This is a genomic window from Arthrobacter crusticola, from assembly GCF_004357995.1.
Lineage (GTDB): Bacteria > Actinomycetota > Actinomycetes > Actinomycetales > Micrococcaceae > Arthrobacter_D > Arthrobacter_D crusticola.
Window position 1 is genome coordinate 753,038 of the sequence record NZ_SMTK01000003.1, and the last position, 19,137, is coordinate 772,174.

Annotated in this window: 18 protein-coding genes and 1 pseudogene; 14 read left to right on the plus strand and 5 right to left on the minus strand. The window is 63.9% G+C overall.

Features of this window, described 5'->3' with window-relative positions:
* The first annotated feature begins 208 nt into the window (after positions 1-208).
* The 3 genes from E2F48_RS11380 (at position 209) to E2F48_RS11390 (ending at position 3,460) form a co-directional block, all read left to right on the plus strand.
* On the plus strand, positions 209-1,168 hold the full coding sequence (locus tag E2F48_RS11380; RefSeq protein WP_133404049.1) for an ABC transporter substrate-binding protein: 960 nt from the start codon (positions 209-211) through the stop codon (positions 1,166-1,168).
* Positions 1,169-1,205: 37 nt separating this feature from the next.
* A complete protein-coding gene (locus E2F48_RS11385; protein ID WP_246018858.1) occupies positions 1,206-2,165 on the plus strand; it encodes an ABC transporter substrate-binding protein in 960 nt (319 codons plus the stop codon).
* Between the two features lie 77 nt (positions 2,166-2,242).
* Complete coding sequence (locus E2F48_RS11390) at positions 2,243-3,460, plus strand: pyridoxal phosphate-dependent aminotransferase (protein ID WP_133404051.1); 1,218 nt, start codon at positions 2,243-2,245, stop codon at positions 3,458-3,460.
* Between the two features lie 112 nt (positions 3,461-3,572).
* Here E2F48_RS11390 and E2F48_RS11395 read toward each other — a convergent pair whose 3' ends face one another.
* Complete coding sequence (locus tag E2F48_RS11395) at positions 3,573-3,818, minus strand: exodeoxyribonuclease VII small subunit (RefSeq protein ID WP_133404052.1); 246 nt, start codon at positions 3,816-3,818, stop codon at positions 3,573-3,575.
* A complete protein-coding gene (xseA, locus tag E2F48_RS11400) occupies positions 3,815-5,200 on the minus strand; it encodes an exodeoxyribonuclease VII large subunit (RefSeq protein ID WP_133404053.1) in 1,386 nt (461 codons plus the stop codon). Before xseA ends, E2F48_RS11395 begins: the two co-directional genes overlap by 4 nt.
* Before the next feature lie 245 nt (positions 5,201-5,445).
* Between xseA and E2F48_RS11405 the strand changes: the two genes are divergently transcribed.
* Positions 5,446-6,291 carry a hypothetical protein gene (locus tag E2F48_RS11405; protein ID WP_133404054.1) on the plus strand — a complete coding sequence of 282 codons (846 nt, stop codon included), beginning with the start codon at positions 5,446-5,448 and terminating at the stop codon, positions 6,289-6,291.
* Between the two features lie 56 nt (positions 6,292-6,347).
* The gene (locus tag E2F48_RS11410) at positions 6,348-7,436 is read left to right on the plus strand and encodes a 4-hydroxy-3-methylbut-2-enyl diphosphate reductase (RefSeq protein WP_133404055.1); all 1,089 of its coding nucleotides are present in this window, start codon (positions 6,348-6,350) and stop codon (positions 7,434-7,436) included.
* Between the two features lie 81 nt (positions 7,437-7,517).
* Here the strand turns inward: E2F48_RS11410 and E2F48_RS11415 are convergent, their stop codons facing one another.
* Entirely contained in the window at positions 7,518-8,951 is a 1,434-nt protein-coding gene (locus E2F48_RS11415; RefSeq protein ID WP_133404056.1) for a DNA recombination protein RmuC, read from the minus strand.
* An 84-nt stretch (positions 8,952-9,035) separates the two neighbouring features.
* On the opposite strand from E2F48_RS11415, the gene ychF reads away from it, so the two are divergent.
* From ychF to E2F48_RS11430, 3 genes are all read left to right on the plus strand, one after another.
* Positions 9,036-10,145, plus strand: coding sequence for a redox-regulated ATPase YchF (gene ychF, locus E2F48_RS11420; protein ID WP_133404057.1), 1,110 nt, complete (start codon positions 9,036-9,038; stop codon positions 10,143-10,145).
* 40 nt (positions 10,146-10,185) lie between these two features.
* Positions 10,186-12,063, plus strand: a complete 1,878-nt coding sequence (locus tag E2F48_RS11425; RefSeq protein ID WP_133404058.1) for a DUF4209 domain-containing protein — start codon at positions 10,186-10,188, stop codon at positions 12,061-12,063.
* Positions 12,064-12,405: 342 nt separating this feature from the next.
* Complete coding sequence (locus E2F48_RS11430) at positions 12,406-13,146, plus strand: type I restriction-modification system subunit M N-terminal domain-containing protein (RefSeq protein WP_221411667.1); 741 nt, start codon at positions 12,406-12,408, stop codon at positions 13,144-13,146.
* A 130-nt stretch (positions 13,147-13,276) separates the two neighbouring features.
* Here E2F48_RS11430 and E2F48_RS17785 read toward each other — a convergent pair.
* Positions 13,277-13,684, minus strand: a pseudogene (locus tag E2F48_RS17785) (recombinase family protein); the annotation flags it as partial.
* A 444-nt stretch (positions 13,685-14,128) separates the two neighbouring features.
* Between E2F48_RS17785 and E2F48_RS11440 the strand changes: the two are divergent.
* Together E2F48_RS11440 and E2F48_RS11445 are read left to right on the plus strand one after the other, a co-directional pair.
* Positions 14,129-15,253 carry a hypothetical protein gene (locus E2F48_RS11440; RefSeq protein WP_133404060.1) on the plus strand — a complete coding sequence of 375 codons (1,125 nt, stop codon included), beginning with the start codon at positions 14,129-14,131 and terminating at the stop codon, positions 15,251-15,253.
* A 145-nt stretch (positions 15,254-15,398) separates the two neighbouring features.
* Positions 15,399-15,749 carry a hypothetical protein gene (locus E2F48_RS11445; RefSeq protein ID WP_133404061.1) on the plus strand — a complete coding sequence of 117 codons (351 nt, stop codon included), beginning with the start codon at positions 15,399-15,401 and terminating at the stop codon, positions 15,747-15,749.
* Here the strand turns inward: E2F48_RS11445 and E2F48_RS11450 are convergent.
* A complete protein-coding gene (locus E2F48_RS11450) occupies positions 15,740-15,940 on the minus strand; it encodes a hypothetical protein (RefSeq protein WP_133404062.1) in 201 nt (66 codons plus the stop codon). The two genes, E2F48_RS11445 and E2F48_RS11450, sit on opposite strands and share 10 nt — an antisense overlap.
* Before the next feature lie 232 nt (positions 15,941-16,172).
* Here E2F48_RS11450 and E2F48_RS11455 point away from each other — a divergent pair, with 232 nt between their 5' ends.
* From E2F48_RS11455 to E2F48_RS17640, 4 genes are all read left to right on the plus strand, one after another.
* Complete coding sequence (locus tag E2F48_RS11455; protein WP_133404063.1) at positions 16,173-17,105, plus strand: HIRAN domain-containing protein; 933 nt, start codon at positions 16,173-16,175, stop codon at positions 17,103-17,105.
* Between the two features lie 39 nt (positions 17,106-17,144).
* Positions 17,145-17,330 carry a hypothetical protein gene (locus E2F48_RS11460; RefSeq protein ID WP_133404064.1) on the plus strand — a complete coding sequence of 62 codons (186 nt, stop codon included), beginning with the start codon at positions 17,145-17,147 and terminating at the stop codon, positions 17,328-17,330.
* Between the two features lie 485 nt (positions 17,331-17,815).
* Positions 17,816-18,550, plus strand: a complete 735-nt coding sequence (locus tag E2F48_RS11465; protein ID WP_133404065.1) for a zinc finger domain-containing protein — start codon at positions 17,816-17,818, stop codon at positions 18,548-18,550.
* A 116-nt stretch (positions 18,551-18,666) separates the two neighbouring features.
* Positions 18,667-19,101 (plus strand): hypothetical protein, encoded by a 435-nt coding sequence (locus tag E2F48_RS17640; RefSeq protein ID WP_246018860.1) that lies wholly within the window; start codon positions 18,667-18,669, stop codon positions 19,099-19,101.
* The last annotated feature ends 36 nt before the right edge of the window (positions 19,102-19,137 follow it).

Consider the following 19,137-nt stretch of genomic DNA (forward strand, 5'->3'; position numbering starts at 1 on the left):
TCGGCGGGCAGCACCTTCGGCAGGGGCGCAGTACCGGTCCCTGCCGAAGGGGCGGTGGTCTACGGCGTGTTCGGCATCGCCGTGGACCACCTCATGACGCCGGTCAACGGTCCGCCCGCCGGTGGGAACGGCGGGCAGTCAGTGGGCCGGTAACACCGAAGGAACCTGGCCGGCGGTAAGCCGCCGCCGGCGGACCGGGAGGAAGACCATGAACCACCTGTCAGCGCGCCGCCCCGGAGGGCGCGGCCTGCTGGGACTGGCCCTCACGGGCCTGCTGGCGTTGACTGCCTGCGGTGCGAACGACGATCCGGCGGCGGAGCCGCAAGAAACCGGTGGCGGCGGATCCGTCGTCGTCGGTTCGGCCGACTTCCCCGAGAGCCAGATCATCGCCGAAATCTATGCCGGCGCTCTGAAGGCCGAGGGAATCGACGCGGACACGAAGCTGAACATCGGGTCCCGGGAAATCTACTACGGTGCCGTGGAGGAGGGCTCGGTCGACATCGTGCCCGAGTACAGCGGCAACCTCCTGCTGTTCGTCAACCCCGAGGCGGAGGAGGAATCGGCCGAGGAGATCATCGAGGCCCTGCCGGCGGCCCTCAAGGAGAGATCCGGGGACGTGAACCTGGGCGTGCTTGAGCCGGCCGAGGCCGAGAACAAGGACTCGATGGTGGTCACCCCGGAGACCGCCGAAAAGTACGGGCTGGAATCGCTGGTGGACCTGGGGAAGGTGTGTGATCAGTTCACCATCGCCTCGGGCAGCACCTTCCAGGAGCGCGCCTACGGCCTGCCCGGGCTCAAGGAGCGATACGGCTGCGTCCCGAAGGCCTTCCAAGGGATCAATGACGGCGGCGGGGCCGTCACGCTGGAAGCACTTTTGAGTGGTGAGGTCGAGGTCGTGAATATCTACACCACGACCCCGTCGATCACCGACAACAACCTCGTGGTCCTTGAGGACCCCGAAAACCTGTTCATCGCCCAGCAGGTGGTTCCACTGGTCAACCTCGACACCGTGAATGAGGAGGCCCGGGACGTGCTCAACGAGGTGTCGTCCCAGCTGACCACCGAGGACCTGCTCAACCTGAACCGCGAGGTCAGCGGGGAAGAGAAGCGCAACCCCGCCGACGCAGCGGAGGACTGGCTCGCCGAAAAGGGCCTTGGCGGTGCCTAGCCATTCCGGCTCCAGCCAAGGCATGAGGAGGAACACCATGAAAAATTTTTCAGCCCGGCACACCGGACAAATCACCCTGGCGGGGCTGGCCCTGACGGGCCTGCTGGCGGTGACGGCCTGCGGTGGAAACAGCGACCCCGCCGCCGGACCAGGTGGCGGTGGGGCCGGCGGCTCCATCGTCGTGGGGTCGGCCGATTTCCCCGAGAGCCAGATCATCGCTGAAATCTATGCCGGCGCCCTGAACGCCGAGGGCATCGACGCAAGCACGAAGCTGAACATCGGCTCGCGGGAAATCTACCTGGCGGCCGTCGCGGAGGGCTCGGTCCAGGTCGTCCCCGACTACAGCGGCAATCTGCTGCTGTTCTCGGACCCCCAGTCGACCGCCGTGGCACCGGAGGAGATCGTCGAGGCCCTGCCCGATGCCCTGAAGACGAAGTTCCCGGAGGCCGACCTTGGCATTCTCGAGGCCTCCGAGGCCGAGAACAGGGACGCCATGGTCGTCACGAGGGAGACGGCCGAGAAGTACGGTTTGACGTCGATCGCCGACATGGCCGAGGTGTGCGGGGAGCTGACCATCGGCGCGCCCGGCACGTTCAGGGAGCGCCCTTACGGGTTGCCCGGGCTCAAGGAGAAATACGGCTGCGAGCCTGCAGGCTTCGAAGCCATCAACGACGGCGGCGGGGCCATCACGGTGGAGGCGCTGTTGAACGACGACATCCAGGTGGCCGATATCTTCACCACCACGCCGTCCATCGTGGACAACGACCTGGTGGTGCTCGAGGATCCCAAGAACAACTGGCTTGCCCAGCAGGTCCTCCCGGTGGTGAACATGGGCGCCGTCGGAGAGGACGCCCGGGCGGTCCTCAATGAGGTCTCGGCGGAGCTGACCACCGAGGACCTGATCAACCTCAACCGCCAGGTCAGCGGGGATGAGAAGCGCAACCCGTCCGATGCGGCGGCGGGCTGGCTCGAAGAGAAGGGCCTCGGAGGCTCCTGAACCCGTCCGGCGCTTCTTCGGGGGCCCGCTACGCGGCAATTCTGCGTACCGGGCCCCTGCTGTGGCATCCTGAACGAATGGCAAAGTACAGGCAGTCAGACAAGCTCCACAATGTGCTCTACGACATCAGGGGGCCGCTGCTTGAGCACGCGAAGATCATGGAGGCCCAGGGCCACCGAATTCTGAAACTGAATATCGGCAATCCCGCGCCGTTCGGCTTCGAAGCCCCCGACGCGATCCTCGTGGACATGATCCGCAACCTGCCCAAGTCCCAGGGGTACAGCGACTCCCGGGGAATCTTCTCGGCCCGGACCGCCGTCGTGCAGTACTACCAGGGCCGCGGCATTCAGAACATCGACATCGACGACGTGTATCTGGGCAACGGGGTCAGCGAGCTGATCACCCTCTCCCTCCAGGCCCTGCTCAACAACGGCGACGAGATCCTCGTGCCCACCCCCGACTATCCGCTGTGGACGGCGTCGGCGAGCCTGGCCGGCGGCACCGCGGTGCACTACCTCTGCGACGAGGACAACCACTGGTGGCCCGACCTCGAGGACATGGCCGCCAAGATCAGCCCCGCCACCAAGGGGATCGTGCTGATCAACCCGAACAATCCCACCGGCGCGGTCTACCCGCGGCACGTGATCGAGGGCGTGGTGGCGCTGGCCCGCGAGTACAACCTGATCATCTTCGCAGACGAGATCTACGAGAAGATCCTTTACGACGACGCCGTGCACGTGAACGCGGCCTCGGTGACCGGCGACGACGTGCTGTGCCTGACCTTCAGCGGGCTCTCCAAGGCCTACCGCATCGCCGGGTTCCGCAGCGGCTGGATGGCCATCTCCGGCCCGAAGGAGGACGCCGAGGACTACATCGAGGGCATCAACCTGCTGGCCAATATGCGCCTGTGCGCCAATGTGCCGGCGCAGCACGCCATTCAGACGGCGCTCGGCGGCTACCAGAGCATCAACGACCTGATCCTGCCCGGTGGGCGGCTCAAGGCGCAGCGCGACAAGGCCACCGAACTGCTCAACGCCATTCCGGGGGTGAGCTGCGAGCCCGCGGCCGGCGCACTCTACCTCTTCCCGCGCCTCGACCCGGAGGTGTACCCAATCCGGGATGACGAGAGATTCGCCCTTGACCTGCTCAAGCAGCAGAAGATCCTGATCTCGCACGGACGGGCGTTCAACTGGATCAACCCGGATCATTTCCGGATGGTCACCCTGCCCAGCGTCGAGGTCATCGAAGACGCCGTGGGGCGGCTCGCCGAATTCCTGGGGTCGTACAAGCAGTAACGCCAACGCAAGGCGACGCTCAGCTGCTCGCCGCTGTCCTGGCGGACGTGCGCCTGGGCCGGCCGGAGGCGCACTTCGCCGTCGAGGCCGACAGGCAGCGCCTGGCCGCGTCCTAGGCGGAGGGCCGGGTGCCGTTCTCGGCCCGGTCCCGTGCGGCGGCGAGGCGCTTCTTGGCCCCTTCGAGCCAGTCCTCGCAGCGGTCCGCCAGCGCCTCCCCGCGCTCCCACAGCGCGAGCGACTCCTCGAGGCTGACGCCGCCGGCCTCGAGCCTGGACACGACGTTCACCAGTTCCTCCCGTGCCTGCTCGTACGACAGGGAGGAGATGTCTCCGGGTGCGGTTTCGGCCGGCTGGGTCATCGGTTTTCCTTTCCTGACGACTCCGGGCTTTCCGGTGCCGCCGTCGAGCGGGTGGAGGATGCCTCCCCGGGGGAGCCCCCTGAGGTCGGATCGGGCAGGGTCCCGGTGGCACGGGCGGACATCCGCCCGACCGCCACCTTGATCGAAAGGTCGGTGCCTGCCGGCACGGCCGCCGCCTCCAGCACCACGCTCCCGTCCCCGCGCTGCACGACGGCGTAGCCGCGGTCGAGGGTGTTCTGCGGTGAGAGGGCGCGCACCTGGGCGCGCAGGTGCCGCACTCCGTCGGCGTGGCGGGTGACTGCGGAATCCACCGAAAGGTGCGCGCGGTTGCGCAGCCGTTCGACGTCGGCTTCGCGCACGTCGATCATCCCCTCCGGCCGGGCCAGGGAGGGCCGGGACCGCAGCTGGTTGAGCCGCTCGGTTTCCCTCGCCAGGAGCTGCCCCAGGGACCGGGTGAGTGCTGCCCGGGCCTGGCTGATCCGGTTCAGCTCCTCGGCGACGTCGGGGACCACCCGTTTGGCGGCGTCGGTGGGGGTGGAGGCGCGCAGGTCGGCTACCTCGTCCACCAGCGGCCGGTCAGCCTCGTGCCCGATGGCGCTCACGACCGGGGTGTGCGCCGCGGCCACCGCGCGGACCATCTCCTCGCTGCTGAACGGCAGGAGGTCCTCGAGCGAGCCGCCGCCGCGGGCGATGATGATCACGTCGACGTCGGCCAGGGCGTCGAGCTCCGCCAGCGCCGCGGTCACCTGGGGGACGCAGCCCGGGCCTTGGACGGCAACCTCGCGCACCTCGAAGTCCACGGCAGGCCAGCGCAGCGCGGCATTGCGCATCACGTCCTTCATGGCGTCGGAGCCGCGGCCGGTGATGAGGCCAATGCGGTGCGGGAGCAGGGGAAGCCGCCGCTTGCGCTGGGCCGAGAAGAGGCCCTCGGCGCTCAGCAGCCGCCGCAGGCGCTCGATGCGGGCCAGCAGGTCCCCGAGCCCGACCGGGCGGATGTCCCGGGCCTGCATGGACAGCCGTCCCGTCTTGACCCAGAAGTCGGCCTTCAGCTGGGCGACCACGCGGGTGCCTTGTTCAAGGGGCAGGGCGAGCCGGTCCAGGACGCTGCTGAAGACCGTGACCGAGAGCGACACTTCGGTGTCGACGTCCCGGAGGGTGAGGAAGGACAGCCCGTTGCGACGGTTGAACTCGATCACCTGGCCCTCGACCCAGGCGGCCGGGGCGCGCTCGATGTGGGCCTTGAGCTTCTCCGACAGGACATGCAGGGGCCACGGGGTGGCCGCCGAGGTCTCCCCGGCCGTGGCCGGCAGGGTCGAGCGGGTTCCCGGTTCAACGGCCGCCGCGGTGCGGCTCCCGTTCGGCACGGTGCCTTCGGTGGTCATCGGCGCGCTGCTCCTCATCTTGCTGTCTGGGTGCCGACGCTGCGGCTGCGGCCCGTCCGATTCGGCAGCGGGGCCCGTCCTGTCCACGGACTTATGTCTACCAGCTTCCCACGACAGCGCCGAGCCGGGGTGCCGGATGGGAGAGAGGGCCCGTCCCGGGCAGCTCGGGCGCAACCGATCGGTGCCTTCCGGCCCTGAAAGGGCATACCCTGATCCTCACGCACCCAACCGACCCCTAGGACCCTATGCGCACGCTGGCCTCTGCCATCTTTGCCCTCGCCGCGCTGGCGCTTACCGGAGCGGCCCTGTCCGCGGCCTGGACCGAGAGCCGCCTCGTGGACCAGCAGGGTTTTGTGGACCTGGCCGGGCCCCTTGCCAAGGACACCGAATTCCAGCAGGCCCTGACCGGGGCGCTAGCCGGGGAGGTGTCGAGGGGCGCCGGGCTGCCGGGGCCCCTGCAGAACCTGGTGCGCCCTGCCATTGAGAACGCAGCCTCCTCGGTGACCCGCATGTCGGGGTACCCTCGGGCCTGGGAGGAGACCCTGCGCATCTCCCACCGCCTGACCCTCTCTCGAGCGCCGTCGGACCCTGGCGCGCAGAACCCGGCCGTGGTGTCCCTCGATCTGAAGCCCCTGGCCGGGCTGCTCTCCCAACAGGTCGGGACCGGGCTGGGCATCAACGTGCCGGTACCCCAGAACACGACGGTCGAGGTCGGCCGGCTCGAGCGCGGCGGCGTGGTGAGCCTGGTGAGCAGGATCGCCCAGCTCTGGCCTGCGTTGGCCTGGGGCGCCGGGACCTGCGCGGTGCTCGCCCTGGCTCTCGCCCGGAAGCGCTCAACGGCCCTCGCTCTGCTTGGAGCCGGCGGCGCGGGCCTGGGGGTCCTTGGCTGGCTGGGGGCGGGACTAATTCCGGACGCCGCGGCCGGAACTGCCGGGTCCAGCGCCGTCGCCCGGATTTTCGTCCGTGGCTTCGCCGGCAGGGTTTCAGCCGATTTCGCCGAAGCCAGCCTGCCCGTCATCGCCGGCGGGGCCGTGGTGATGGCCGTCGGGGTGGTCCTGCGGTTCACCTTTGAGCGGCGGAGTATGCGGTAGACCACACCCCAGGCCCTGGTGGGCCGGTTGTCTGAGGAAACCGCTAGCATTGAACCATGACCAGCACAGCAGTTCAGGTCCCCATGCCCATGGTGCCCCGTCGGCGCCGCTCTCCCGAAGACGTGCAGGCCGCCGCTCCGGTCGAGGGCAGGCGTCAGGTGCTGCTCGCGGCGCCGCGCGGCTACTGCGCCGGCGTAGACCGTGCGGTCATTGCCGTGGAGAAGGCGCTCGAACACTACGGCCCGCCGGTCTACGTCCGCAAGCAGATCGTCCACAACCTCCACGTGGTCTCAACCCTCGAGGCGAAGGGCGCCATCTTCGTTGAGGAGACCGACGAGGTCCCCGAGGGCGCGCTGCTCGTCTTCTCCGCCCACGGAGTCTCTCCTGCCGTAGTGCAGTCCGCTGAAGACCGGGGTCTGCGGACCATCGACGCCACGTGCCCGCTGGTCACCAAGGTCCACCGCGAGGCGCAGCGCTTCGCCCGCGACGACTTCGATATCCTCCTGATCGGCCACGAAGGCCACGAGGAGGTCGAGGGGACCGCCGGCGAGGCCCCTGAACACATCCAGATCGTCAACGGCCCCGAGGACGTCGACAAGGTCCAGGTCCGGGATCCCGAGCGGCTGATCTGGCTTTCCCAAACCACCCTGAGCGTTGACGAGACCATGCACACGGTGAACCTGCTCAAGGAGCGGTTCCCGACCCTGCAGGATCCTCCCAGCGATGACATCTGCTATGCCACCTCCAACCGGCAGGCGGCGATCAAGAAGATTGCCCCGACCTCGGATCTGGTGATTGTCGTCGGCTCCGCCAATTCCTCGAACTCGGTCCGGCTGGTCGAGGTCGCCCTCGAGTACGGAGCGAAGGCCGCGCACCGCGTGGACTTCGCCAACCAGGTCGATGAGTCCTGGTTCGAAGGGGTCCGGACGGTCGGCGTTTCCTCGGGCGCCTCGGTCCCCGAGAACCTGGTCCAGGACGTACTGCGGCTGCTCGCCGAGTACGGCTACGGCGAGGTGGAGGAAGTTGTCACGGCCCAGGAGGACATCATCTTCTCCCTGCCGAAGGAGATCCGCTCAGCTCTGAAGGCGATGGGCGATTCCTCGCAGGGACGGGGCGGCCGCCGCGAACCGGGGCCCTCGAACTAGCCGCTTCGCCCGGCCGGCCGCCGGGCGCGCAGCCCGAACGATGTCCCCGACCGGTGTCACCGTCACGGGCGCCGCGCGCGGCTAGGCGCTGCGTTCCACGGGACCCTCAGGAGCTTCGGCGGCTTCGGGTGCGGCGCGGTCGAGAAGGTCCTGACCGTCACCCCTGACACCCACCCTGCTGATTCCCGCACCGCCCCGGGCCCAGCCGTGTTCTACCGCGCTGCCGGCCTCGGCCGTAGAGTCTTCGGCACCGTCGAGAAGTTCAGGGGCACCCAGCAGCCGAGGCGTGGCCTCGACGGCCTGGATGCCGGAGAAGGCGCTTTTCTCTGGACCGGCCCCGGCAGGGACGGCATCGAGCGAGGCGGCATCGAACGCGCCGACGCGCCGTGCCGTCGGAAGCACGCGGGTTTCGAGGGTGCCGACGAACGAGTTGTATTTCTCCACCGATGCCTTGAGGGACGATCCGAGCTTGGCCACGTGGCCGCCCATGGTGCCCAGCCGCTCGTAGAGCTGGCGTGACAGCTCAAACAGCTCACGGGCATTGTCCGTCAGGACCTCCTGGCGCCAGCTGAACGCCGCGCTCTTGAGGATCGCCAGGAGCGAGACGGGGGAAGCCAGCGCCACATTGCGGCTGAACGCGTAGTCGAGCAGCCCCGGGTCGGCCCGAAGGGCGGAGGCCAGGATCGATTCCACCGGGATGAAGCAGATCACGAGTTCGGGGGAGTTGTTCGTACCCTCCCAGTATTTCTTCCTGGCCAGGGTGTCGATATGGGCGCGCAGGGCCTTGGCATGCTGCTGGAGCAGGACGGTCCTTTCGGCCTCCCGGCCTGCCCCCTCTGTTCCGTCCTCGTCGAGTTCCTGCGCCTGGAGGAATGCGCTCAGGGGCACCTTCGCGTCAATGACCAGCTGCTTGTTGCCGGGGAGCTGGACCACCATGTCGGGCCTCGACGTCGACCCGGCACCACCGGAGGAGGTCGTTTCCGCTACCTCGGCACGGGCCAGCGTGGCCTGCTCGACAAAGTCAACGCGGGCCAGCATCCCGGCAGCCTCGACCACCCGGCGCAGCTGCACCTCGCCCCACTGGCCGCGGGCGCTGTTGCTGCGCAGGGCCGCCGCGAGGGAATGGGTCGTCGAGAGCAGCCGGGCGTCGGCGTCGCGCGCCTCCTGCAGCTGCTGGGCCAGTTGCCCGTACTGCTCGACGCGGTCCCGTTCCAGCAGGCCAACCTGGCGCTGGACCTGGGTCAGCTTCTCCGCCACGGGCGCCAGCGCCCGCAGCACGTTCGTCTCGTCGGCCGACCGTGCAGAGAGGGAACGGTTCTGAGACGCCAGCAGGTCCTTCTCCGCCGTTGCCGCCGCCAGCGCCGCCGTTGCACTGCCCAGCCGGTTTACGGCGTCGTCGAGTTCCTCGCGGAGCTGGTCCGCCTGCCCGCGTCCGCGCGCGGCAAGAAGGGTCGCGCCCGCGATGCAGCCGAGAACAAAAGCGAGGATTACGAGCACAAGCGTGAAACCGTCCATGAAATCACTGTGGCAGGATGCGCCGACATTTTCGGGAAGGCACCCCGGCGGCGCGGTCCGTGCGGGCCGGTAGACTGTACTCCCGTGGCTCTAACTATTGGCATCGTCGGACTGCCCAACGTCGGCAAATCAACCCTTTTCAATGCGCTGACCCGCAACAACGTGCTGGCGGCGAACTACCCGTTCGCAACGATCGAGCCGAATGTCGGAGTGGTCAACCTGCCCGACCCGCGCCTGGCGCAGCTCGCCGAGGTCTTCGGATCCAAGCAGATCCTCCCGGCGACCGTCTCGTTCGTCGACATCGCCGGCATCGTCAAGGGCGCCTCCGAGGGGGAGGGGCTGGGCAACCAGTTCCTGGCGAACATCCGCGAGGCCGAGGCCATCGCCCAGGTCATCCGGGTCTTCGACGACCCCGACGTCGTCCACGTAGACGGAAAGGTCGACCCCCGCTCCGATATGGAGACCATCAACACCGAGCTGATCCTGGCCGACCTGCAGACTCTTGAGAAGGCGATCCCGCGCGTCGAGAAGGAAGTCAAGATCAAGAAGCGCGAAGCAGCGCAGCTGGCCGCCATGCAGGCAGCGCAGGTGGTGCTGGAGCGCGGTGACACGATCTTCGCCTCGATCAAGAGCGACAAGCTCGAGATGGAGCACCTGCGCGAGCTGAGCCTGCTCACGGCCAAGCCCTTCATCTACGTCTTCAATGTCGATGACGCCGTCCTCGGCAGCCCGGAGCGCCAGGAGGAGCTGCGTGCCCTCGTCGCCCCCGCGGACTCAATCTTCCTTGACGCCAAGCTCGAGGCCGACCTGGTTGAGCTCGACGAGGCCGAGGCCCGCGAAATGCTCGAGATGAACGGCCAGGAAGAGTCTGGGCTGGACCAGCTGGCCCGCGTCGGCTTCCACACCCTCGGCCTCCAGACCTACCTCACTGCCGGTCCGAAGGAAACGCGCGCCTGGACCATCAAGAAGGGTGCGACGGCCCCCGAGGCTGCCGGTGTGATCCACTCCGACTTCCAGCGCGGATTCATCAAGGCCGAGGTCGTCCACTTCGAGGACCTCATGGCCGCCCGGTCGATGGCCGAGGCGAAGGCCAAGGGCAAGGTGCGGATTGAAGGCAAGGAATACGTCATGGCCGACGGCGACGTGGTGGAGTTCCGGCACGGAATAACCTCTGCCGCACAAGGGAAGAAGTAGTAGGACCCAACTTCAGCAGCATTAGGGGGGACGAGCGGTAATGGCACCGGTCAGTGACGATATTGAGCCGTCATGGTGGGAGGATGTGCTGACGGCGGCGTCGCAGAATGAGCCGTACGAGCCGCCAGAATTGTTATCGGTGTACCTCGAGCGAGCCGCGGCGGACTCTGCAGTCACGGGGTTGCAGAAGCAGGTGCTTCAGGTGCTTGCGATGGTCTCCTCTGCGATGCTAAACGCTGATGATTGGCTGGAGCCCTTTACACCCGCGATGCAGGTCGGTGGGAAACGGACGGCCGTGCCAGCGGACTTGAATGCGGACCAGGTGGCTTTGCTGGCGCGTATTGCTCCACTGGTCGAGCGCGATGATCTGCGGGCTCGGGTTGCGGATGTCGCGTGGGTTTACGGTGACCGGTCTGACGTAGCGATGCTGGACCGGGCCATTGACGCTTACCGGGCTGCGCCGCTGACGGAGGAGGTGTGGTTCAGCGTCGGGAGGGACGCGTGGGTTCGTGCGTTCGCACTTGCGATGCGGCGCGGCGCGGACGGTCACGCCCGTGTGCGGGAGATGTCGGACGCGTTGAAGGCTCAAGTCTTGGCTGGCCAGGCGAGGGACAACTTTAAGACCGTGCGGTTCGCAGAGACATTACGCCAGCATGGCCGGGTCGAGAAGGACGCGCGCGCTGAGGTGTATGAGGCGCTGTTCGCTGTTGCGGCCCAGGCTTTGTCGGTCAACCCTCGGCTGTCACGTCATCTGGAACGTGAGGCGCTGGCTTGGCTGGGCGGGTCACATGCGACGGTGGCGAACGCTGCGACTGAACGCGTTGCTCGGACATACATTGCAGAGGCGGACGCCCGCATCCAAGCAGACCCGAAGGGGGGTGTGCTGGTCGAGGGCCACTTCCTGGAGAAGGCCATCGCGGTCCTGCGAACTCTCCCGCGCTCCTATCGGCTTAAGAACGGTCTCGATGAGCTCATCGACGACCTTCGCGCTCGGCTACGTGAGAGCCGGGAGCTGTCAATGGAACAGATGATGCGAATTGAGTCGGACCCGGTCGACCTGACTGAGGCCGTGTCCTACTCGCGGTCGCAAGTTTCGGGTCATGCGGACAAGTTTGATGCGCTCGCTGCCTTCGCAATGCTCGCATCGCCCTTGGATGAATCTAGTACGCGCGAGAACGCCGCCAAGTTGCTGGAGGGGTCCATTAGTCACATCTTCGGGTCCTCGACGTTCTCTTCGGACTTTCGGAAGATCGCCGCGCGTCCGGGATCAACGGGCCAGGGCGACGAGAATGCGGTTTGGGCCGAAATGGTCCGTCGAGTGTTCTTCCACTCTCAGCTGCTCGGAACGGGTATGATCCAACCCGCGCAGGAGGTTCTTACGACCGAGCACCGCTTCAGTCGGCAGTACATGGTGTCGCTGTGCGTTGAGTCGCCGACGGTGCCCGAGGGACACGAGACGTTATGGGGCGACGGGTTGGCTCTCGGCCTAAGCGGCAACTACGGTGCCGCAGTCTCTGTCCTGGTGCCTCAACTGGAACAGGTCGTACGACTCATGTTGAGGCGGCACAACGTCTACACACTGTCCGTCGATGAGCACGGTGTGGAGAGCGAGAAGAGTTTGAACGCGCTTCTCGAAATGACCGAAACCGAGGAGATTTTCGGTCCGGGAATAGTCCTGGAGATGAAGGCAATGCTCGTTGTCCAAGGTGGCCCGAACCTGCGCAATGACATCGCGCACGGCCTTCTCGACGACCGCTCCGCGTGGAGCTACTCGGCGCTCTACATGTGGTGGTTCTGTCTGCGGCTGGTGGCATGGCCGGTCATCGAGATGATGAAAAGTGCGCGGACGCCGGCGGAAAAGTCCGACGAAGAGCCTGCGGTCACGAACGAGGGCGCAGACGCAGAACCGGCGGCATGAATGCGCTCCGTCTGCGGGGGGGGCTATCGCACAGCCTTTAGTGAGAGGCCGTGGTGGACTCGTTACGGAATGCTCTCTGCTGCACAGGGGGCGAAGGCGGAAGGACTAGAGGATCTGATGCTGGCGTTCGACGGGTGGATGTCCAGCGACGTCCGTGGCTAGTATTTGGCGCCGAAGCGTTTGTGCTGTTCTGAATGTCTCGGTAAGCCTCAATTATCCGGCTCGCATGATCAAAGGATCGAGCTCGGGAATTGTGCGTTCGACTAGCGGTCTTGGCCGGCGACACGTCCCAGTAGCGGAGTACGTGCCGGATCTGCTGGCCTCCGCCGATATCCTCTAGTTGTGAAGACCTCCGATCTTGCCCGTGTGCGGGCTACCCTCTGGGCGGCCGCCGATGAGCTGCGAGCCAACTCGAAACTTACGCCGGGCCAGTACCGCGACCCGGTGCTCGGGTTAGTGTTCCTCGCCTACGCCGAGAACAGGTTCGAGGCTGTTCGTGACGAAGTCGAGGCGAAGGCCAGCGCTCGGAACCCTGCGACGATCGCGGACTATAAGGCGAAGTCCGTGCTCTATGTCCCCGACGAGGCACGGTTGTCGAGTCTTGTTGACCTGCCCGAAGGGGATGACGTCGGCAAGGCCACCGACGAGGCGATCAAGGCCATCGAGAAGGTCAACCCCGAACTCAAGGACATCCTGCCGCGCGGTTACCAGAAGCTGGAACGCTCGACCCTGATCGAGCTGCTGCGGCTCTTCGCGCCGCTGCCCACCCAGCTTGAAGGCGATGCTTTCGGCTTCATCTACGAGGACTTCCTTTCCAACTTCGCAGCGCAGGAAGGCAAAGGCGGTGGAGAGTACTTCACGCCCTACTCCAGACGGTCGACGGTACCCAGGGACCGTCGTCTGGAACAGGCCGTGGTTCGAGGCCATCTTCGGTGCGACCTGCATTGCGCTCGATCATCAGGGTCCGGTTGTGCCGGGGAAGAGTCGGGATGTCAGGAAGATCCTTTCCCTCGCCTCCGGACAAAGCTGCGGCGATTGCCCGAAGCGATGCTCCCGAGGAGAACGCGGCATAGATCTTCCTGACGGCTTCCGCCTCGTGCTCAATGACGTCGCCTTTGCCGGTGTAGCCAAGGGGACGGACTCCCTTCGGAGGTCTCCCTTGCTCGGCGCGTTGGCGTTGTGCCCGTGACTGCCGTTCCGCCTTGACTTCGATCTCGTTTCGGGCGATCGCCGAGAACATGTCGGCCGACAGGCGGCCGGCCGCTGTCGTGCAATCAATGTCCGATCCCTTAGCGAAAGTCAGCAGGACGTGGTGACGTTGCGCGGCCTCGATGATCCGCACACCGTCTGCACGGTTGCGTTCGAGGCGGGGCCACTCCTGAGCGACGACGACGTCAATAAGGCCCGCTTCGATGTCCTTGAGGAGCCTTTCAAAGGCCGGCCGCTTCTTGTGTCCCTTGCCGGAGATGTCATTGTCCTCATAAACACCGACGGGTGTCCACCGTCGGGCCGCGATGAGCGCTTCGGCGTCCTCACGGTGCCTGTCCACGCCGAGACGTGTGTTTTCGCGGTCCTGGGAGATGCGCAGGTAGGTGGCCGCGCGGCGCTTATCGGAATCCATATGACTAACCTACGGGCGCATAGGTTATGTGGCTACTGAACTGGGGGTATTTCATTTTAACTACAGCCTTCTTATCGAACCAGCGATGAATGGGCCGTTCCGCGCGGGCAGGCGCGAGACCTGTGAATGTTTCCGCGGCGTCGATAAGAAGCGGGGCTGGTGCTTGCATAAAGGGGCAGAACTAAGGGATCGACAAGGGTGTCGTTGTCACCCCAAGATCCCGCGGCGCTCGAAAGTACGAAGTGCATCGTCTATCACACCAACTGGATAATTTGCATGGCAGTCGAATATCCTTCCTCAAAATTCCTATCGCTGCTTATTTCTCCTCGCCCGGTATTGACGCTGATTGACTATCAGGGGATGCTGATCTTGCGGTTCTCAAAGTCGCGGTTTAGCCGGTGCGCACACAGCTGCATCTTTTTCTAAAAAATGGGGGAAAAACTAGTGTCCTTGTGGCAAAAAACAGTCGTCATAGTCGCTACGGTAGCGCTAACCAGCTTTCCACTGGCTGCTCAAGCAGCCCCAGAAATCGTCGATGTGACGGATCCAACGGCTATGATGTCCGCGGAACTGTTAGGCGAAACCAATCCGAATCTTCCATATCCGCAGGAGGAAGGAGTCGAGGCGCCGGCAGACACGGACCTGCTTACAGAACCTGGGCTGGCAGTCGTGGTCGCCGATCAAAGTAGTGAAGCTACCTCCCTCGAGCCGGTTGAAGGCGTATCGGGTGAGCCCCTCGAAATCTCGGCTCCATTCGACGAGGCCGTGCCAACTCTCGAAGCAGGCATCACCGTATTCGAGGATCCCGAGGGCGACGCAGCTACATTTATTCAGCCCATCGACGATGGATTGCGCTACCTGACGGCCATCGAGTCGGAAGAGGCAGGAACCGAGTTTTCATACGTCGTCCAAGGCGCAGAAGATGGCTATCTGCAGAAAATCACGGACGATGAGTATGTTCTGCTATCGGCAGATGATAACTACATCGTTACGGTGGAAGCTCCCTGGGCTATTGACAGTGCGGGTCAGGAACTGGCTACTAGCTATACTTTTGAGGGGAATACACTCACCCAAACCGTAACTTATGAGTCTGATACTGAGTTTCCGGTTCTTGCCGACCCAACGTGGTACTACCAAGTTGACCATAGGTCGTATACCTACATCACTGGCAAGGAAAAGGCTGCTGCATCAAGGGTGATCCCGGAGTTGAACCGTTGTTTCAACTGCTCGTTTCCAGTGAGTGGCGCTCCTTCCTACTTTCCCGCCGTCGGAGCGAAGATCAACCTCAATGCCAGCCCTTTCTCGCTGATCAAGATTCCGGCTCCGGTCCAGGTCTCGCACAAGGGTTCGGTGAGTTTTGGATTCTTGGCCTTGGCGGGCCACTTCGATGGCGCGGGATCGACAGTAAGTTTCCGTTTCTACAACGACGCGTCCGGCTGGCTGCATATCAACGTTTACGCGAAAGTCGTTAAGGATCGGGGCGCAGTGGCGAACGATTTGAACAAAAGGGTGGCATCTCAGACGTGGGCCAATTTCCTCGCCAACCTAATCCGTCGCACTAGCCTCTAGTCACCGCAGGACCTGAGATGATGGTTCCAAACGAGCTACATGGAAGGTTCTCATGATAGTTAGGGTCAGCGATCGGGCTCTTCCTGGATCCGTTGTGTTCGCCGGCGTTGTCTTGGGTGCTGTGGTCGGAGCTGCGATTGGCGCGATGACAATCGCGATCGATGCCGGAGATCCGTCCTATGCTGGGCCTGATAGCCGCTCCGCTGGGCTGGGGCTGATCGCCGCGATTTTCGGTGCAGGAGCGGGGAGCTTAGCCGGGCTCCTTGTTGGTGTCATCGTCTGGAAGCTTGACCGCTTCTTGGCGGGCAGGTTTTCCTCCAGTTGGCGTTCGGTCATTATGGGCGCACTGATCGCAACGTTCACCGGGGTCACTGCGGCCGTGGTGTTCCGGGACCTGCCCGCCGGAACCGTCATTTTTCTGGGGGTTTTTGGGGCGCTTTTTGCGCTGGTCGTGTCATTATCTTATTTCTCTTGGCGGTTCCGGCATCAGAGATAATCACGGCCGAACTTGGTGGTGTGGCCGTGATACCGGACCGCGAAGTCTGGCAGATCCGTGGCGTTCCTTTGGCCGATGGCTGCCTGGGCTTCACTCTCGGTGAGAAGCCCGAACTCCCGACCGATTTGCTTCACCAAGTTGATCCTGGCCTGAACAGCCCGGGCTAGTTGCGGCGAGACGTCGCCGTCCACGCTCTCCAAGGCATGGAGCAATGCTGCGATTCGCAGCGGAAGGCTTCGGCGGCACCCACTCTTTATGGACAAGAGCGATTCCAATCTTGGTTGTACGTGCGGGAGAGTGATCCTATGGAAAACACATCACACCATGCTCTCTCTGGAGGGCGCCGGATCCGCCGACTATCAGGGCTATGGCCCTTGTTCGTCGGAATAGTCTTTGTTGGTGAGTAATAGGTACCATACCCAGATGAACAAGACCGTGTTATCGGCACGGGGTAGGCCTGTCTATTTGGCAGGAGAATCAGGTGTTGATGGGGCAGGTTGCTGGTTCCATTTTGACTACCTTGCCCGCAAGGCGCTTGGCTCCGATGGAGATCACCATTTTGCCGCCATTCCGGAGCCGAGCAATCCTTTTGACCCCAACGCCGTCGCGCTGAGCCTAGACAACCATCATGTTGGGTATCTACCTGCCCAGGTAGCCAAAGAATATGCCCCGATTCTGTCAGCCCACCTCGCTAACGGATTCATTCCGTTCATACGAGGCCGGCTGCGTGCGTTACCACGGGAAGCCAACGACTATCACCCCAAACCTTGGCACTACGTTTACATGACACTTGAGGTCGCGAACGTTTGGCCACCACCGCCGCGGGTTCAAGTAGGGAGCCTCTCTGGCGCTCAGGAATTGGCAGACGAGGGGGCCCATCTTCTCGACGACGAAGACTCCGAATACCAGGGCGCTAGCGGACCGTTTGAACGTGACGCGCTTATTGCAATGGTGGGGGAGACTCGTGGCGAATACGCGTTAGCCCGTCTGGTGCTGCTACCTGCGGACTCCCCTGGAAGACGGCGCCGCGTTGGCGTGCAGTGGAACGGGCGAACAGTAGCGCGTCTTTCCGCTGTTTCCAGCGGTAGGTACCTGGGTCCAATGCAGTCAGCCGAAAGTAGTGGCCAACTCCTCGCTGCCCGGATCCGCGTTCCGCGCTGGCCACTTCGAAGGGAGACCGAGATCGTCATGGTGTTTATCCCCCGAGTATTAGATCTCGATAGCATTGGCCGGGTAAGGGCTGAGGAAAATTTTCTCAGGCCGCGGCCGCCCCTTCCTATTGATGTTGCTATCGGTGTCGAGTCTTATGGAGAGGACTTAGTAACGGTCCGGTTTTTCACCTCTCACCCGAAGTGACCCAACGCTTGGATCGATTTCGAAGCTCTCGGTGAGCACGTGAACAACCTGAACGCTCCGGAGTGGTACTGGAAGCTCGCGATCGCCGGTGGTGCTTTCGTGGCGTTGGCGGTCGTCGGATGGCTGTTGTGGCGCCTCGGGAAAAAGCTCTATGTGTCGTACAGGGCTACTGAAGAAGGTATCGAATCGATGCTCCTCCCTTACCGTGCATGTCCCAACACGTAATCGAGGCTTCACGGCGATACTGATGCATGCATCGGGTTGGCCACCCGGTCATGGTCGGGTGGCCAAGCTTCGTACGCAGAAGCGGGCTCTGTTCGGATAAGGTGGACCCACTCTTGGGCTAGACGATCCTGGCAGTAACGGGCTCCGAATGCGCTGGTCGCATGGTGCGCAATGGCAGCTCATAGTGGGACACGCCGCATCAAGGTAAATTCTAAATCTCCGTTTTATGCCACTACGAACGGTGAAGGTTCTACTGGTTTACGTGCACGGAATTATAGTTATTGTTCCAGCCGCTGATCTCCAATTTGGACACCCTCCTTCTCAGGCTCGCTTTCCGGTCGAGACAAATCTGTAATGTCGATCTTATGAGACCTATTTCTGATTCCGGCATGCTGCTGAGACGGGCTGAAGGCGCCCTTGAGGCCCATAGTTCAGGTACCTACCCACGGAGGCGTCTACTAGCGTTCCTCAAGTGGGAGATGGCCGTGGCTGGGGATGACGCGGTCAGGGCGTTCCTCGCAGAAATTCAGGGAAACCCCGGCCTAGATGCTGATCTAGTCGACGAAGTGACACGTACCTACACAGAAAAAGTCCAACACTGGGTTTTCCCGGAGGAGCCCGGTCTTTCCAGCGGGTTGCCTGATGCGATCGTGTGCACCTTCCCGGAGCTGGTCCACTCAGTTCATGGTGCCGTGGGCAGTTTGCGTCGTGTTCTGAACATGCTTGTAGGTGTCAACGTGCGCTTGAATCTGCGTGGTTCTCATGGAGCGATCAAGGAAGCTTTGGACCAAGTCATGGAAGAACTGGCCTACCTCGAGCGTGCGTGTGAACACGTCGGCAGCGGCACTCTCCTTGCCCCCGCATTTCCTAGAGAGGAAGCGGAGGGGCGGCCTTCATGGGCCTCGCCCGACGGTGAGCCTTTGTCCCCCAAGCAAATTGCGTGGCTGGCGGATCTCGGCCAAAAGGACCCGGACTTTTCCGTCGCATATGGCGATGGGATTAGCGGACATTCCGCCCCGCCGCAGCTGGTCACCGAGCGAGCCAGGGCCCGAGAGCGACAGATGATACGGGCTGAGCAAAATTGTGGGTTCGAGGAACAAGAGCGAAAAGCGCTGGCCCTGCTCTGCCCACGCTGTGGCAGTGCGCCAGGCGCGGAGTGCCGCAGCAGGGCAGGGAAAGTGACCACCATGCACAAGGGGCGATACGGGATGGTCTCGTGAAGCGCGCGCCGAAGTGCCAGTACCCACACGAGTCCATGCTTGTCGCGCTTTCCGGTGCAACTCCGTACCGACAATCCCTTGGTGGTCTTCCTTTGCTACGGGTTGGAGCTGAATCAGTGAACGATTTCGGGGTTTCCCCGGAGCGCGCTGCGGCCAGCCGCCGTGCTGAGACGCTGGCCTGGAAGATCAACCTGCTGTTGGACACCATCATGTCCGACTCAGGCAAGCCTTTCGAGTACCCCGTCATCAAGGACGCCGCTATGAAGGAAGCGGGCTATTACATCTCGCGCACCCGGTGGTCGCTGCTGAAGGCAGGCAGGGAGCAGCTTGTTTCGGAGGAGACCCTGCGGGCCCTTGCTACGGTTTTTGATGTCGATCCTGAGTATCTGCTCCAGGAGGACGGCAAGCTGCCCGAGCGGGTCGAAGCCGAGCTGGAGCGGCTGCGCACCCTGCGACGCGCCGAGGTGCGCAGTTTTGTCGCTAGGGCCCTTGGGCCCGTGGACCCTGAAGCCCTCGAGGCAATAGCCAAGATCCTCGATGATGGCGCCTAGACATGGCCGGGTGAGCGCGGAACCCGGGGCGGGGAG

What these genes read in the sequence shown, in the direction of transcription:
- E2F48_RS11380 (WP_133404049.1), top strand. Translation starts at nt 209, where the DNA reads ATGAACCACCTGTCAGCGCGCCGCCCCGGAGGGCGCGGCCTGCTGGGA.
- E2F48_RS11385 (WP_246018858.1), top strand. Translation starts at nt 1,206, where the DNA reads ATGAAAAATTTTTCAGCCCGGCACACCGGACAAATCACCCTGGCGGGG.
- E2F48_RS11390 (WP_133404051.1), top strand. Translation starts at nt 2,243, where the DNA reads ATGGCAAAGTACAGGCAGTCAGACAAGCTCCACAATGTGCTCTACGAC.
- E2F48_RS11395 (WP_133404052.1), bottom strand. Translation starts at nt 3,818, where the DNA reads ATGACCCAGCCGGCCGAAACCGCACCCGGAGACATCTCCTCCCTGTCG.
- xseA (WP_133404053.1), bottom strand. Translation starts at nt 5,200, where the DNA reads ATGACCACCGAAGGCACCGTGCCGAACGGGAGCCGCACCGCGGCGGCC.
- E2F48_RS11405 (WP_133404054.1), top strand. Translation starts at nt 5,446, where the DNA reads ATGCGCACGCTGGCCTCTGCCATCTTTGCCCTCGCCGCGCTGGCGCTT.
- E2F48_RS11410 (WP_133404055.1), top strand. Translation starts at nt 6,348, where the DNA reads ATGACCAGCACAGCAGTTCAGGTCCCCATGCCCATGGTGCCCCGTCGG.
- E2F48_RS11415 (WP_133404056.1), bottom strand. Translation starts at nt 8,951, where the DNA reads ATGGACGGTTTCACGCTTGTGCTCGTAATCCTCGCTTTTGTTCTCGGC.
- E2F48_RS11425 (WP_133404058.1), top strand. Translation starts at nt 10,186, where the DNA reads ATGGCACCGGTCAGTGACGATATTGAGCCGTCATGGTGGGAGGATGTG.
- E2F48_RS11445 (WP_133404061.1), top strand. Translation starts at nt 15,399, where the DNA reads ATGACAATCGCGATCGATGCCGGAGATCCGTCCTATGCTGGGCCTGAT.
- E2F48_RS11455 (WP_133404063.1), top strand. Translation starts at nt 16,173, where the DNA reads ATGAACAAGACCGTGTTATCGGCACGGGGTAGGCCTGTCTATTTGGCA.